This is a genomic window from Pseudomonas sp. HP_08, assembly GCF_055284095.1.
Genome location: NZ_JBTOQC010000053.1, coordinates 88,142 through 104,105, shown reverse-complemented (window position 1 = coordinate 104,105; position 15,964 = coordinate 88,142). Strand labels below are relative to the sequence as shown.

General features: G+C 59.3%; 13 protein-coding genes. 11 read left to right on the top strand and 2 right to left on the bottom strand.

The features are described from left to right. The first annotated feature begins 49 nt into the window (after window positions 1–49). Window positions 50–658, top strand: a complete 609-nt coding sequence (locus ACYAS9_RS29475; protein ID WP_463572033.1) for an START domain-containing protein — start codon at window positions 50–52, stop codon at window positions 656–658. Between the two features lie 67 nt (window positions 659–725). On the opposite strand, the gene gltA is transcribed toward ACYAS9_RS29475, so the two are convergent. Then, window positions 726–2,015 (bottom strand): citrate synthase, encoded by a 1,290-nt coding sequence (gene gltA, locus ACYAS9_RS29470; RefSeq protein ID WP_463572032.1) that lies wholly within the window; start codon window positions 2,013–2,015, stop codon window positions 726–728. 365 nt (window positions 2,016–2,380) lie between these two features. Here gltA and sdhC point away from each other — a divergent pair, with 365 nt between their 5' ends. The 10 genes from sdhC to brnQ all read left to right on the top strand — a co-directional run bounded on the left by sdhC (window position 2,381) and on the right by brnQ (window position 15,479). Further along, window positions 2,381–2,755 carry a succinate dehydrogenase, cytochrome b556 subunit gene (gene sdhC, locus ACYAS9_RS29465; RefSeq protein WP_463572031.1) on the top strand — a complete coding sequence of 125 codons (375 nt, stop codon included), beginning with the start codon at window positions 2,381–2,383 and terminating at the stop codon, window positions 2,753–2,755. Continuing rightward, entirely contained in the window at window positions 2,749–3,117 is a 369-nt protein-coding gene (gene sdhD, locus ACYAS9_RS29460) for a succinate dehydrogenase, hydrophobic membrane anchor protein (RefSeq protein ID WP_463572030.1), read from the top strand. The genes sdhC and sdhD overlap by 7 nt, the downstream gene beginning before the upstream one ends. Before the next feature lie 3 nt (window positions 3,118–3,120). Beyond that, window positions 3,121–4,893, top strand: coding sequence for a succinate dehydrogenase flavoprotein subunit (sdhA, locus tag ACYAS9_RS29455; protein ID WP_463572029.1), 1,773 nt, complete (start codon window positions 3,121–3,123; stop codon window positions 4,891–4,893). 11 nt (window positions 4,894–4,904) lie between these two features. Then, on the top strand, window positions 4,905–5,609 hold the full coding sequence (locus tag ACYAS9_RS29450) for a succinate dehydrogenase iron-sulfur subunit (protein WP_463572028.1): 705 nt from the start codon (window positions 4,905–4,907) through the stop codon (window positions 5,607–5,609). Between the two features lie 256 nt (window positions 5,610–5,865). Next, entirely contained in the window at window positions 5,866–8,697 is a 2,832-nt protein-coding gene (locus tag ACYAS9_RS29445) for a 2-oxoglutarate dehydrogenase E1 component (RefSeq protein WP_463572027.1), read from the top strand. Window positions 8,698–8,738: 41 nt separating this feature from the next. Continuing rightward, the gene (gene odhB, locus ACYAS9_RS29440) at window positions 8,739–9,983 is read left to right on the top strand and encodes a 2-oxoglutarate dehydrogenase complex dihydrolipoyllysine-residue succinyltransferase (protein WP_463572026.1); all 1,245 of its coding nucleotides are present in this window, start codon (window positions 8,739–8,741) and stop codon (window positions 9,981–9,983) included. A gap of 173 nt (window positions 9,984–10,156) precedes the next feature. After that, window positions 10,157–11,593, top strand: a complete 1,437-nt coding sequence (lpdA, locus tag ACYAS9_RS29435; protein ID WP_463572025.1) for a dihydrolipoyl dehydrogenase — start codon at window positions 10,157–10,159, stop codon at window positions 11,591–11,593. A 200-nt stretch (window positions 11,594–11,793) separates the two neighbouring features. Beyond that, a complete protein-coding gene (gene sucC, locus ACYAS9_RS29430) occupies window positions 11,794–12,960 on the top strand; it encodes an ADP-forming succinate--CoA ligase subunit beta (protein ID WP_056840031.1) in 1,167 nt (388 codons plus the stop codon). Further along, entirely contained in the window at window positions 12,960–13,844 is an 885-nt protein-coding gene (sucD, locus tag ACYAS9_RS29425) for a succinate--CoA ligase subunit alpha (protein WP_056840030.1), read from the top strand. The genes sucC and sucD overlap by 1 nt, the downstream gene beginning before the upstream one ends. Before the next feature lie 321 nt (window positions 13,845–14,165). Beyond that, window positions 14,166–15,479, top strand: coding sequence for a branched-chain amino acid transport system II carrier protein (gene brnQ / locus ACYAS9_RS29420; RefSeq protein WP_463572024.1), 1,314 nt, complete (start codon window positions 14,166–14,168; stop codon window positions 15,477–15,479). A gap of 95 nt (window positions 15,480–15,574) precedes the next feature. Here brnQ and ACYAS9_RS29415 read toward each other — a convergent pair whose 3' ends face one another. Continuing rightward, window positions 15,575–15,841, bottom strand: a complete 267-nt coding sequence (locus ACYAS9_RS29415; RefSeq protein WP_463572023.1) for a hypothetical protein — start codon at window positions 15,839–15,841, stop codon at window positions 15,575–15,577. Between the last annotated feature and the right edge of the window lie 123 nt (window positions 15,842–15,964).

Sequence of the window (15,964 nt, the reverse complement as noted above, 5' to 3'; positions counted from 1 at the left end):
CCGCATGCGGTCGGCGGCGTGACGGTAAGCTCTCTATGAGGAATGACCCATGACGTTGCTGTATCGGTTGGCTGTTGCATGTGGTGTAACTGTACTGCTCAGTAGTGGGGCGCATGCCGAAGATTGGCAACTGGCCAAGGACGAGGGTGGTATCAAGGTCTGGCTAAGCGAAGTGCCGGGCTCGAAGTACAAGGCTTATCGTGGCGTGACCACGCTGAATGTCGGCATTGACCGTGTGCGGGCCTTGCAGGAGGACGTGGCCGGCGCCTGTGCCTGGATCTATGAGTGCGAGTCGCAAAAACTGCTCAAGCATGAAGGTGACCAGGCCTGGACCTACAGCCGGTTCAAGACGCCGTGGCCGGTGACGCCCAGAGACTCGGTGTTGCTGGTCACGACCCGTCAGCAGGCTGACGGGACGCTCAAGCGCACCTTGCAGGGGCTGCCGGACTATGTGCCGAGAGAGAAGGGCTATGAGCGGGTGGCGAAAGTCGACGGCTTCTGGCAATTGACTCCCAAGGGTGCAGCAAGCACCGAGGTGACTTACCAGGTGCACACCGATCCTGGGGGTAGCGTGCCTTCCTGGTTGTCCAACAAGTTTGTTGTCGATGCGCCGTTCAATACCCTCAAGGCATTGAAGGAGAGGGCGGCGAAACCCTGATATTTTGTCGTGCTAAAAACAAAGGGCTGCCCATTGGCAGCCCTTTGTCTTATGCGGTATCGCCTGCTTACTTGCGATCTGGCAGCGGCTTGATGTCGCGCTGCGTTTCGCCGGTGTACAGCTGGCGTGGGCGGCCGATCTTGTAAGGGCTGGAGAGCATTTCTTTCCAGTGCGAGATCCAGCCGACAGTCCGCGCCAGGGCGAAGATCACGGTGAACATGCTGGTCGGAATGCCGATGGCCTTGAGGATGATCCCCGAGTAGAAGTCGACGTTCGGGTACAGCGAGCGCTCGATGAAGTAAGGATCGGTCAGGGCGATCTCTTCCAGGCGCATGGCCAGTTCGAGTTGAGGATCGTTGTGGATGCCCAGCTCGCCCAGCACTTCGTCGCAGGTCTGCTTCATTACGGTGGCGCGCGGGTCACGGTTCTTGTAGACGCGGTGACCGAAGCCCATGAGCTTGAACGGATCGTTCTTGTCCTTGGCCTTGGCGATGTAGGTGTCGATGTTCGACACGTCGCCAATTTCGTCGAGCATGGTCAGCACGGCTTCGTTGGCGCCGCCGTGAGCCGGGCCCCAGAGGGCTGCGATGCCGGCCGCGATGCAGGCAAACGGGTTGGCGCCCGAAGAGCCGGCCATGCGCACGGTGGAGGTCGAAGCGTTCTGCTCGTGATCGGCATGGAGAATGAAGATCTTGTCCATGGCCTTGGCCAGCACCGGGCTGATCGGTTTGATCTCGCACGGGGTGTTGAACATCATGTGCAGGAAGTTTTCGGCGTAGCTCAGGTCATTGCGCGGGTACATCATGGGCTGGCCCATGGAGTACTTGTAGACCATCGCGGCCAGGGTTGGCATCTTGGCGACCAGGCGAATCGCGGAAATTTCGCGATGCTGCGGGTTATTGATGTCCAGCGAGTCGTGATAGAACGCCGAGAGGGCGCCGACCACACCGCACATGACGGCCATCGGGTGGGCATCGCGGCGGAAGCCGTTGAAAAAGGTCTTGAGCTGCTCGTGGACCATGGTGTGATTTTTCACCACGGCAACGAACTGGGCTTTCTGCTCGGCAGTCGGCAGTTCGCCGTTGAGCAGCAGGTAGCAGGTTTCCAGATAGTCCGACTGGCTGGCCAGTTGTTCGATCGGGTAGCCGCGGTGCAGCAGGATGCCCTGGTCACCATCAATATAGGTGATCTGCGACTCGCAAGAGGCGGTCGACATGAAGCCGGGGTCGAAGGTGAAGCGGCCGGTGGCAGTGAGTCCGCGCACATCGATCACATCGGGACCGACAGTGCCGGTCAGAATGGGCAGCTCGACGGGGGCGGTGCCCTCGATGATCAACTGCGCTTTTTTGTCAGCCATATGGCCTCCTATTTATGCTTCAAATCATCAGACAGGCCCCCCACGCAGGGCCCGCATCACTATAGTGAGATAAATTCTAAAGTCAATTTGCCTAAAGTCGTGTTCCAAAGCGCTTCCGGCAACAGGAATTTTCGTATTATTCCTACTCCTCTACGCCTTTTGTTGCGGTCACGCAATCCGCCGTTTGCCGGCCGTCTGCGCGTTGTCATTAATAGCCTAACTGTCTATACTCGGCGTCCGACTGCCATGGGCTTTAGAGCCCGCTCCAGGTGGTCGTCACTTCGTGGGTAGTGGGTACCTGACCAGTGCACTTCCCAACAACTTGCCCTTGCCTGTTAGGGGCTCTTCAGTGTGAAAAAAAAGCCGTGAAAAGCCAACGACCTGTAAATCTAGACCTAAGGACAATCAAGCTCCCAGTCACTGCTTACACGTCCATTCTTCACCGTGTTTCCGGTGTCATTCTCTTTGTCGGCATTGCCATCATGCTTTATGCATTGGACAAGTCGCTGACATCCGAGGAAGGCTTCGGTGAAGTCAAGGCGTGTCTGACCAGCCCGCTGGCGAAGCTTGTTATCTGGGGCTTGCTGTCTGCCCTGCTGTATCACCTGGTGGCCGGCGTGCGCCACCTGATCATGGACGCGGGTGTCGGCGAGACGCTGGAAGGCGGCAAGCTGGGGTCCAAAATCGTAATCGTCGTTTCTGTGGTACTGATCGTGCTGGCGGGAGTCTGGATATGGTAACCAACGTCACTAACCTTTCCCGCTCGGGTCTTTACGACTGGATGGCGCAGCGGGTTTCTGCGGTCGTGCTCGCGGCTTACTTCATTTTCCTGATCGGCTACCTCGTTGCTCACCCAGGTCTGGAATATGCCCAGTGGCATGCGCTGTTCTCGACCACCTGGATGCGTATCTTCAGTCTGCTGGCCCTCGTCGGTCTGGGCGCTCACGCCTGGGTTGGCATGTGGACCATCGCTACCGACTACCTGACGCCGATGGCGCTGGGCAAATCGGCAACTGCAGTACGTTTCCTCTTCCAGACCGTATGCGGCGTTGCGATGTTCGCTTACTTCGTCTGGGGCGTGCAGATTCTTTGGGGTATCTGATCAATGGCTAGCACTAACACACTTTCTTTCGACGCCATCATCGTCGGTGGCGGCGGCGCGGGTATGCGCGCTGCCTTGCAACTGGCTCAGGGCGGTCACAAGACTGCCGTGGTCACCAAGGTATTCCCGACCCGTTCGCACACCGTTTCCGCCCAGGGCGGCATCACTTGCGCGATCGCTTCGGCAGACCCGAACGACGATTGGCGCTGGCACATGTACGACACCGTCAAGGGTTCGGACTACATCGGTGACCAGGACGCGATCGAATACATGTGTCAGGAAGGTCCTGCTGCCGTATTCGAACTCGACCACATGGGTCTGCCGTTCTCGCGTACCGAAACCGGCCGTATCTACCAGCGTCCGTTCGGTGGCCAGTCCAAGGACTTCGGCAAGGGCGGTCAGGCCGCGCGTACATGCGCCGCTTCCGACCGTACCGGTCACGCACTGCTGCACACGCTGTATCAGGGCAACCTGAAGGCCGGCACCGTATTCCTCAATGAATACTACGCCGTCGACCTGGTGAAGAATGCCAACGGCGACTTCGTCGGCATCATCGCCATCTGCATCGAAACCGGTGAAACCTCGTACATTCGCGCCAAGGCGACCGTACTGGCCACCGGCGGCGCAGGCCGTATCTATTCCTCCACCACCAACGCCCTGATCAACACCGGCGACGGCGTGGGCATGGCCCTGCGTGCAGGCGTGCCGGTGCAGGACATCGAGATGTGGCAGTTCCACCCGACCGGTATTGCCGGTGCAGGTGTACTGGTTACCGAAGGTTGCCGTGGTGAAGGTGGTTACCTCATCAACAAGCACGGCGAGCGTTTCATGGAGCGTTACGCGCCCAACGCCAAAGACCTTGCCGGTCGTGACGTCGTGGCCCGTTCCATGGTCAAGGAAATCATCGCCGGCAACGGCTGTGGCCCTAACGGCGACCACGTGATGCTCAAGCTCGACCACCTTGGCGAAGAAGTACTGCACAGCCGCCTGCCTGGTATCTGTGAGCTGTCCAAGACCTTCGCTCACGTCGACCCGGTTCTGGCGCCAGTGCCTGTCGTACCGACCTGTCACTACATGATGGGCGGCGTTGCCACCAACATTCATGGTCAGGCAATGACCCAGGATGCTGACGGCAAGGACGTGATCCTGCCGGGCCTGTTCGCGGTCGGTGAAGTGGCGTGCGTATCGGTTCACGGTGCCAACCGTCTGGGCGGCAACTCGCTGCTCGACCTGGTCGTGTTCGGTCGTGCTGCCGGCCTGCACCTGGAAAAAGCGCTGTCCGATGGCGTTCAGTACGATGAGGCCACCGAGGCCGATATCGAACGTGCCCTGGGCCGCCTGAACGCGCTGAACTCGCGTACCGACGGTGAAGACGTGGCAACCCTGCGTCGCGAACTGCAAAGCTGCATGCAGAACTACTTCGGTGTGTTCCGTACCGGCGAATACATGCAGAAGGGTATCGAGCAACTGGCCGGCCTGCGTGCGCGCATCGCCAACGTCAAGATCAACGACAAGTCCCAGGCCTTCAACACCGCGCGTATCGAAGCGCTGGAGCTGCAGAACCTGCTTGAAGTTGCTGAGGCCACTGCCATCGCCGCCGAAGCGCGTAAAGAGTCCCGCGGCGCCCACGCCCGTGAAGACTTCGAAGACCGCGACGACGAAAACTGGCTGTGCCACACCCTGTACTTCCCGGGTGACAAGCGCGTTACCAAGCGTTCAGTCAACTTCGCGCCGAAAACCGTACCGGCGTTCGAACCGAAAATCCGGACTTACTAAGGGTGGCCGCTATGTTGAAAGTCGAAGTTTATCGCTACAACCCAGACACCGACTCGGCGCCCAAGACCCAGGTCTTCGACGTCGACACCGGTGGCAAAGACCTGATGGTGCTGGATGTACTGGCACTGATCAAGGAACAGGACGAGGGTTTCTCGTATCGTCGCTCGTGCCGTGAAGGCGTGTGCGGTTCCGACGGCATGAACATCAACGGCAAAAACGGCCTGGCATGCATTACGCCGCTGTCGGCCGTGGTCAAGAACAACAAGCTGGTGCTGCGTCCGCTGCCTGGTTTGCCGGTTATTCGTGACCTGGTCGTCGATATGAGCATCTTCTACAAGCAGTACGAGAAGGTGAAGCCTTTCCTGCAGAACGACACGCCGGCTCCGGCCATCGAACGTCTGCAAAGTCCGGAAGAGCGCGAGAAGCTCGATGGTCTGTACGAGTGCATTCTGTGCGCTTGCTGCTCGACTTCGTGCCCGTCCTTCTGGTGGAACCCTGACAAGTTCCTGGGCCCGGCTGCTCTGCTGCAGGCTTATCGTTTCCTGGCTGACAGCCGCGATACGTATACTGCCCAGCGTCTTGCTTCGCTGGACGATCCGTTCAGCGTATTCCGCTGCCGGGGCATCATGAACTGCGTCAACGTCTGTCCGAAAGGCCTTAACCCTACCAAGGCGATCGGGCACGTACGCAACATGTTGCTCAGCAGTGGCGTTTGATACACCGTTTTAACCGTTACATCGCTGTACCGTAAGCTGCCGTGGCGCGGGCAAACCCGCGCCACGGTTTAACCAGAGTCGCGGCTCGCAAGGCTGCTGCTCTAACTTTGAAGAAATGAGACCAGCAGGGGCATCCGGGCTGGTACCCGGACTATCTGCGTGATCCTTGGTGACTTGTTTTGGTCGCTGCACACGACCGTCTCAGGCTTGCTATTGGGCTTCGCCGGTGGTGTCCCCTTACCGAGGGTGACCAAGCATGCAAGAAAGCGTGATGCAGCGCATGTGGAACAGTGCCCACCTATCCGGTGGTAACGCTGCCTATGTGGAAGAGCTCTACGAGCTCTACCTGCACGACCCTAACGCTGTGCCAGATGAATGGCGCACCTACTTTCAGACGTTGCCGACCGCTGGCAGCTCTGCCACCGATGTATCGCATTCGACGATTCGCGATCATTTCGTGTTGCTGGCCAAAAACCAGCGCCGTGCTCAACCGGTATCCGCCGGCAGTGTGAGCAGCGAACACGAGAAGAAGCAGGTTGAAGTGTTACGGCTCATCCAGGCGTACCGCGTACGCGGCCATCAGGCGGCCCAGCTCGACCCGCTGGGGCTGTGGCAGCGTCCCGTACCGGCTGATCTGTCGATCAACCATTACGGCCTGACCAACGCAGACCTGGATACCGTTTTCCGCGCCGGCGACCTGTTCATCGGCAAGGAGGAAGCGAGCCTACGTGAAATCCACGAGACGTTGGAGCAGACATATTGTCGCACCATCGGCGCTGAATTCGCCCACATCGTGGATTCCGAGCAGCGCAACTGGTTCATGCAGCGCCTCGAAAGCGTGCGCGGCCGCCCGGCGTTTTCCGCCGAGAACAAGGCCCACCTGCTTGAGCGCGTCACCGCAGCCGAAGGCCTGGAAAAGTACCTGGGTACCAAATACCCGGGCACCAAGCGTTTCGGTCTGGAAGGCGGCGAAAGCCTGATTCCGATGCTCGACGAGCTGATCCAGCGCTCCGGTTCCTATGGCGTCAAGGAAGTCGTGATCGGCATGGCCCACCGTGGCCGTCTGAACGTACTGGTCAACACCTTCGGCAAGAACCCGCGCGAGCTGTTCGACGAGTTCGAAGGCAAGAAAGTGGTCGAGCTGGGTTCCGGTGACGTCAAGTACCACCAGGGCTTCTCGTCCAACGTCATGACCGCAGGCGGCGAAGTCCACCTGGCCATGGCTTTCAACCCTTCGCACCTGGAGATCGTCTCTCCGGTGGTCGAAGGTTCGGTTCGCGCACGCCAGGATCGCCGCAACGATTCGAGCGGCGAAAAGGTCCTGCCAATTTCCCTGCACGGCGATGCTGCCTTTGCCGGTCAGGGCGTGGTCCTGGAAACCTTCCAGATGTCGCAGACCCGCGGTTTCAAAACCGGCGGTACCGTGCACATTGTGATCAACAACCAGGTTGGTTTCACCATCAGCAACCCGCTGGACGCGCGCTCCACCGAGTACGCAACCGACGTTGCCAAGATGATCCAGGCGCCGATCCTGCACGTGAATGGCGACGATCCTGAAGCCGTGGTGTTCGTCACCCAGCTGGCGATCGACTACCGCATGCAGTTCAAGCGTGACATCGTCATCGACCTGGTCTGCTACCGCCGTCGCGGCCACAACGAGGCCGACGAGCCAAGCGGCACCCAGCCGCTGATGTACCAGCAGATCAACAAGCAGCGCACCACCCGCGAGCTGTACGCCGAGCAACTGGTCAAGTCCGGTGTGTTCGACGAAGCCGGTGTCCAGGCCAAGATCGACGACTACCGCAATGCGCTGGACAACGGCCAGCACGTGGTCAAGAGCCTGGTCAAGGAGCCGAACCGCGAGCTGTTCGTCGACTGGCGTCCTTATCTGGGCCATGCCTGGACCGCGCGTCACGACACCAGCTTCGATCTCAAGACCCTGCAGGAACTCTCCGCCAAGCTGCTGGAGCTGCCTGAAGGTCTGGTGGTTCAGCGTCAGGTGCAGAAGATCTACGAAGATCGCCAGAAGATGCAGGCCGGTGGCTTGCCGATCAACTGGGGCTACGCCGAGACCATGGCTTACGCCACGCTGCTGTTCGAAGGCCATCCAATCCGGATCACCGGTCAGGATGTCGGTCGCGGCACGTTCTCGCACCGCCACGCTGTACTGCACAACCAGAAAGACGCCAGCGCCTATGTGCCGCTGAAGAACCTGCTGCCGGGTCAACCGAATTTCGACCTGTATGACTCCTTCCTCTCGGAAGAAGCCGTACTGGCCTTCGAATACGGCTACTCGACCACCCAGCCTAACGCGCTGGTCATCTGGGAAGCCCAGTTCGGCGACTTCGCCAACGGTGCCCAGGTGGTGATCGACCAGTTCATCACCAGCGGCGAGCACAAGTGGGGTCGTCTGTGCGGCCTGACCATGTTGCTGCCTCATGGTTATGAAGGGCAGGGCCCGGAGCACTCCTCCGCGCGTCTGGAGCGTTACCTGCAACTGTGCGCCGAGCACAACATTCAAGTGTGCGTACCGACCACGCCGGCGCAGATCTACCACCTGCTGCGTCGTCAGGTCATTCGCCCGCTGCGCAAGCCGCTGGTGGTGCTGTCGCCTAAATCGCTGCTGCGTCACAAGCTTGCCATCTCGACGCTGGAAGATCTGGCCGAAGGTTCGTTCCAGACCGTGATCCCGGAAATCGACACCCAGGATCCGGCCAAGGTCGAGCGTCTGGTCCTGTGCAGCGGCAAGGTCTATTACGATCTGCTGGAGAAGCGCCGTGCCGAAGGTCGTGAAGACATCGCCATCGTGCGTATCGAACAGCTGTATCCGTTCCCTGAGGACGACCTGATGGAGGCCATCGCGCCTTACGCCAACCTCAAGCATGTGGCCTGGTGTCAGGAAGAGCCGATGAACCAGGGCGCGTGGTACAGCAGCCAGCACCACCTGCGTCGCAGCATTGGTAATCACAACCGCAACCTCGTGCTCGAGTATGCCGGTCGTGACGCCTCTGCAGCCCCGGCCTGTGGTTACGCTTCGATACACGCCGAACAGCAGGAAAAACTGCTGCAAGATGCCTTCACTGTTTAACGCCTTCGTGCATTAGAAACCGAATTAAGGAATTACAGATAATGGCTATCGAGATCAAAGCCCCCTCTTTCCCGGAATCCGTTGCCGACGGCACCATTTCCAAATGGCACAAGCAACCGGGCGAAGCGGTGAAGCGCGACGAACTGCTGGTCGACATCGAGACTGACAAGGTTGTCCTTGAAGTCCTGGCCGAAGCAGACGGCGTTCTGGCATCGATCGTGAAAGGCGAGGGCGAAATCGTCCTCTCCAACGAGCTGATTGCAACCCTGGAAGCGGGCGCTACCGCTGCTGCCGCGCCTGCCGCTGCCGCCGCTGCACCGGCTGCTGCACCAGCCCAGGCTGCTGCACCTGCACCTGCACCTGCACCTGCTGCTGGCGCTGATGACGATGCAATCGCCGCACCTGCCGCCCGCAAGCTGGCCGAAGAAAACGGCATCAACCTGGCCAGCGTCAAAGGCACCGGCAAAGACGGTCGCATCACCAAGGAAGACGTGGTTGCTGCTGTCGAAGCGAAGAAATCCGCTCCGGCTGCTGCACCTGCCAAGCCTGCCGCTGCTGCCGCTCCGGTCGTGGCTGCTGGCGATCGCACCGAGAAGCGCGTGCCGATGACCCGCGTTCGTGCCACCGTTGCCAAGCGTCTGGTCGAAGCCCAGTCGAACATGGCCATGCTGACCACGTTCAACGAAGTCGACATGACCGAAGTCATGGCCCTGCGTTCGAAGTACAAGGACCTGTTCGAGAAGTCGCACAACGGCGTGCGTCTGGGCTTCATGTCGTTCTTCGTCAAGGCCGCCACCGAAGCGCTGAAGCGTTTCCCGGCAGTCAACGCCTCGATCGACGGCAACGACATCGTCTACCACGGTTATGCGGACGTCGGCGTTGCCGTGTCCAGCGACCGCGGCCTGGTCGTACCGGTTCTGCGTAACGCCGAGCACATGAGCCTGGCTGAAATCGAAGGCGGCATCGCCACCTTCGGCAAGAAGGCCCGTGACGGCAAGCTGTCCATCGACGAGATGACTGGCGGCACGTTCACCATCACCAACGGCGGTACTTTCGGTTCGATGATGTCGACCCCGATCGTCAACCCGCCGCAAGCGGCAATCCTGGGCATGCACAACATTCTGCAACGCCCGATGGCAATCAACGGCCAGGTCGTTATTCGCCCGATGATGTATCTCGCGCTGTCTTACGATCACCGCTTGATCGATGGTAAAGAAGCCGTAACCTTCCTCGTTACCATCAAGAACCTGCTGGAAGATCCGGCTCGTCTGCTGCTGGATATCTGATAGCGCCAGCCTCAAGCTGCAAGCCGCAAGCTTCAAGAAAGAAGCGCGGCGGCATGCAGCCTGAGCGAGTATGTGGCACCTAATTAACGGGTTGTCAGCCGGATCTGTTGAATCTCGCAGAACGGCTTGCAACTTGCGGCTTGAAGCTCGCAGCTAAAGAGGAACTCTTTGATATGTCTCAGAAATTCGACGTCGTAGTGATCGGCGCAGGCCCTGGCGGTTATGTAGCCGCCATCAAGGCTGCACAGCTCGGTCTCAAGACTGCCTGCATCGAGAAGTATCAGGACAAGGAAGGCAAACTGGCGCTGGGCGGTACTTGCCTGAACGTTGGTTGCATTCCTTCCAAGGCGCTGCTGGACAGCTCCTGGAAATACTACGAAGCCAAGAAAAGCTTCAATGTGCACGGTATCAGCACCGGCGAAGTCGCCATCGACGTACCGACCATGGTTGGCCGCAAAGCCACTATCGTCAAAGGCCTGACCGGCGGCGTTGCCAGCCTGTTCAAGGCCAACGGCGTCACTTCCCTGCAAGGCCACGGCAAACTGCTGGCCGGCAAGAAAGTCGAGCTGACCAAGGTTGACGGCACCGTTGAAATCATCGAAGCCGAGCACGTGATCCTGGCCTCCGGTTCGCGTCCGATCGACATTCCACCGGCTCCGGTCGACCAGAATGTCATCGTCGATTCCACCGGCGCCCTGGAATTCCAGCAAGTACCAAAACGCCTGGGCGTTATCGGTGCTGGCGTTATCGGTCTGGAGCTGGGTTCGGTCTGGGCTCGCCTGGGCGCTGAAGTCACTGTTCTGGAAGCGCTGGACAAGTTCCTGCCAGCCGCTGACGAAGCCGTTGCCAAAGAAGCACTGAAGACCTTCACCAACCAGGGTCTGGCCGTCAAGCTGGGCGCTCGTGTGACTGGCTCCCAGGTCAATGGCGACGAAGTCGAAGTGACCTACACCGATGCCAACGGCGAGCAGAAGATCACGTTCGATCGCCTGATCGTGGCCGTAGGCCGTCGTCCGGTGACCACCGACCTGCTGGCTTCCGACAGCGGTGTGACCCTGGACGAGCGCGGCTACATCTACGTCGACGACTACTGCGCGACCAGCGTACCGGGCGTTTACGCCATCGGTGACGTGGTGCGCGGCCTGATGCTGGCACACAAGGCTTCCGAAGAAGGCATCATGGTTGTCGAGCGCATCAAGGGCCACAAGGCCCAGATGAACTACAACCTGATCCCGTCCGTGATCTACACCCACCCGGAAATCGCGTGGGTCGGCAAGACCGAGCAAACCCTCAAGGCTGAAGGCGTTGAAGTCAACGTCGGCACCTTCCCGTTCGCTGCCAGCGGCCGTGCCCTGGCTGCCAACGACACCGGCGGCTTCGTCAAGATCATCGCCGATGCCAAGAGCGACCGCGTTCTGGGCGTCCACGTGATCGGCCCGAGCGCTGCCGAACTGGTTCAGCAGGGTGCGATCGCCATGGAATTCGGCAGCAGTGCCGAAGACCTGGGCATGATGGTCTTCTCTCACCCGACACTGTCCGAAGCGCTGCACGAAGCGGCACTGGCTGTGAATGGCGGCGCCATCCACATCCAGAACCGCAAGAAACGCTAAGGCAACACGAAACCACGGCGCCATGCCCGTCGCGAGCCACAAGGTTCGCCGCGGAAAGGGCGTCGGACTCGACCTCTCAGGCGGCGGTGTGATGGTTCTCAAGCCATCACGCAGTCCACCCGGAGTAGCGGTCACAGGTGGTGCGGCACACTTCATGTGCAGCACCGAATGCGCAATGCCCAACAAAGACGGTAATAAGCATGAATCTTCACGAGTATCAGGGTAAGCAGCTGTTCGCTGAATACGGCCTGCCAGTATCCAAAGGCTACGCAGTTGACACCCCGGAAGCAGCTGCAGAAGCTTGCGATAAAATTGGCGGCACCGAGTGGGTCGTCAAGGCTCAGGTTCACGCTGGTGGCCGCGGTAAAGCGGGCGGCGTCAAGCTGGTTCGCAGCAAGGAAGACGCAGCAGCGTTCGCTCAGCAATGGCTGGGCAAGCGTCTGGTAACTTACCAGACCGACGCCAATGGTCAGCCAGTGACCAAGATTCTGGTTGAATCGTGCACTGACATCGCCAAAGAGCTGTACCTGGGCGCTGTAGTCGATCGTTCCAGCCGTCGTATCGTGTTCATGGCTTCCACCGAAGGTGGCGTGGACATCGAGAAGATCGCTCACGACACTCCTGAGAAGATTCTCAAGGCCACTATCGATCCACTGGTTGGCGCTCAGCCATTCCAGGGTCGCGATCTGGCATTCCAGCTGGGTCTGGAAGGCAAGCAGGTGACTCAGTTCGCCAAGATCTTCACCGGTCTGGCCAAGCTGTTCCAGGACCACGATCTGGCCCTGCTGGAAGTCAACCCGCTGGTTATCAAGGCTGACGGCGACCTGCACTGCCTGGACGCCAAGATCAACATCGACGCCAACGCCATGTACCGTCAGCCAAAGCTGAAGGAATTCCACGATCCTTCGCAGGACGATCCTCGCGAAGCTCACGCTGCCAAGTTCGAACTGAACTACGTAGCGCTGGAAGGTAACATCGGCTGCATGGTCAACGGTGCTGGCCTGGCCATGGGTACCATGGACATCGTCAACCTGCACGGCGGCAAGCCTGCCAACTTCCTCGATGTAGGCGGTGGTGCAACCAAAGAACGCGTAACCGAAGCGTTCAAGATCATTCTGTCCGACACCAATGTCGCGGCCGTACTGGTCAACATCTTCGGCGGCATCGTTCGTTGCGACATGATTGCCGAAGGCATCATTGGCGCCGTGAAAGAAGTCGGCGTGAAAATCCCGGTTGTTGTTCGCCTTGAAGGCAACAACGCTGAGCTGGGCGCTAAAGTACTGGCAGAAAGCGGCTTGAACATCATCGCAGCTACCAGCCTGACCGATGCTGCTCAACAAGTTGTCAAAGCTGCGGAGGGCAAGTAATGAGCGTTCTGATCAATAAAGACACCAAGGTTATCTGCCAGGGCTTCACCGGCTCGCAAGGTACCTTCCACTCCGAACAAGCCATCGCCTACGGCACCAAGATGGTTGGCGGCGTGACTCCAGGCAAAGGCGGCACTACCCACCTGAACCTGCCAGTGTTCAACACTGTGAAAGAAGCTGTAGACACCACCGGCGCTGACGCTTCGGTCATCTACGTACCGGCTCCTTTCTGCAAGGACTCGATCCTGGAAGCCGCTTTCGCCGGCATCAAGCTGATCGTCTGCATCACCGAAGGCATTCCTACCATCGACATGCTGGAAGCCAAGGTCAAGTGTGACGAGCTGGGCGTTGTCCTGATCGGCCCTAACTGCCCAGGCGTGATCACTCCGGGCGAGTGCAAGATCGGCATCATGCCAGGTCACATCCACTTGCCAGGCAAGGTCGGTATCGTGTCGCGTTCCGGCACCCTGACCTACGAAGCTGTGAAGCAGACCACTGACGCCGGTTTCGGTCAGTCCACCTGCGTCGGCATCGGCGGTGACCCGATTCCAGGCTCCAACTTCATCGACATCCTGAAGCTGTTCCAGGAAGACCCGAAGACCGAAGCGATCGTCATGATCGGTGAGATCGGCGGTTCGGCTGAAGAAGAAGCGGCTGCCTACATCAAGGCCAACGTGACCAAACCAGTGGTGTCCTACATCGCTGGCGTGACTGCTCCTCCGGGCAAGCGCATGGGCCACGCCGGTGCAATCATCTCTGGCGGCAAAGGCACTGCAGACGAGAAATTCGCTGCTCTGCAAGACGCTGGCGTGAAGACCGTTCGTTCCCTGGCGGACATCGGCAAGGCCCTGGCCGAGCTGACCGGTTGGGAAGTCAAGAAGTAAGCTTCGGCTGACTGATTGATGCTTCAGCAAAGGCCACCTTCGGGTGGCCTTTGTGCTTTTACCCATGCCTGAAACACGCGCATCTTCCCGATAATTCGCTCAAACCATGTATATAAACGCGACATACAGGTGCATATCGTCGATTTGGCGCCCTGTGGTAGTGCGTTTTGTGCGTGATTTGGTTAGCCTTGCAGCCCTTCGGTGCAGGCTGACTCTCACAAAGACTCGCAGCCCTGCACGTCAGCTCTACAAGAGCGGCAAACCTTCCCCAACCCACGGGATCTACCTTCTCATTCCTGATTCGGCAGTGTGGTTCCTTAGATGAAAGTGTTGAAAGGCCAGGACATCCTGGCACTGGGCTTCATGACGTTCGCGCTGTTCGTCGGTGCCGGCAATATCATTTTCCCGCCCTTCGTCGGCCTGCAAGCCGGCCCGCACGTGTGGATGGCGGCGCTGGGCTTTCTGGTCACCGCGGTAGGCCTGCCGGTGCTCACCGTCATCGCCCTGGCCAGGGTCGGTGGCGCGATGGACAGCCTCAGCAGCCCGATTGGCCGGGTAGCCGGTGTGATTCTGGCCACCGTCTGCTACCTGGCGGTCGGCCCGTTCTTCGCCACGCCGCGCACCGCGACCGTGTCGTTCGAGGTCGGCATGGCGCCTTTCACCGGCGACACGCCGATGGCGCTGTTCCTCTATAGCCTGGTGTATTTCCTGATCGTGCTGTTGGTGTCGTTGTACCCGGGCCGGCTGCTCGACACTGTCGGCCGGGTGCTCGGCCCGCTGAAGATCGTTGCCCTGGCCATGCTCGGCATCGCCGCCTTCATGTTGCCGGCCGGTGACATCGGTATCGCTCAGCCTGCTTACGTGGCGGCACCGTTCTCCAAAGGCTTCACCGAGGGCTATCTGACCATGGATACCCTGGGCGCGCTGGTCTTCGGCATCGTGATCGTCAACGCCATTCGCTCGCGCGGCGTCGACTCGCCACGCTTGATCACCCGCTATGCAATCATCGCCGGCCTGATCGCAGGCGTTGGCCTGGCACTGGTGTACATCAGCCTGTTCCGCCTGGGTTCCGGCAGCCATGCCATCGCCGCCGAAGCCGGCAACGGCGCTGCTGTGCTGCATGCCTACGTGCAACACACCTTTGGCGGGCTGGGCAGTGGTTTCCTGGCGGTGCTGATCGCGCTGGCGTGTCTGGTGACCGCCGTGGGCCTGACCTGTGCCTGCGCCGAGTATTTCAGTCGCTTGCTGCCACTGTCGTACCGCACGCTGGTCATTGGCCTGGCGGTGTTCTCGTTCGTGGTGTCGAATCTGGGCCTGACGCGTCTGATCGAAGTCTCGTTACCGGTGCTGACCGGCATCTACCCGCCGTGCATCGTGCTGGTGGCATTGAGCTTCTGCAAGGATCTGTGGCACAACCAGAGCCGCGTGGTAGTACCGGTAATGATCGTGTCGTTGCTGTTCGGCGTCATCGATGCCCTCAAGACGGCAGGTCTTGGGGCTCATTTACCAGAGGCGCTGGCAAACTTGCCATTCAGCCAGGAGGGCATGGCCTGGCTGATCCCGTCAGTGATTACCCTGGCAGGTGCCTTTGTGGTTGATCGTCTAGTGGGTAGACGTCAGCAAGCCGTGGCGTAACAGTGCGTCGTTATTGAAACACTTAAAAGTGATACAACTAATAAGGCCCGCTAAAAAGCGGGCCTTATTAGTTTAAGCAGTTTCAAGCAATACGATTATTGCTTCGGCGCTGTGGCCGGCGCGGTCGCCGGTGCCGGGGTGCCTTCATTGGCGCGCTGTTGAGCGGCTTCGGCGTTTTTCTGCGCCGCTTCCTGGCTTTCTTTAGCCGCGTCGTTCACTTTCTCTTGAGCTTTTTGCATCGACTCTTGAGATTGTTCAGCTTTTTTATTCGCATCTTGCTGAATATTTTCAGATTTTTTATCGCAGGCAGCAAGGCCCAGCGAGGCAGCCAACATCAAGGCATAAGCAAATGATTTACGCATGAGGTGTTTCTCCTTATTGAATACCTAACGTGCCTAAGAACCCTTGGCGATAACGTAAGTTCCAGCAAATGATCAGAATATTAAAATGAATGTTTTGGGAACTTATACAGCGCGTGCCACTTT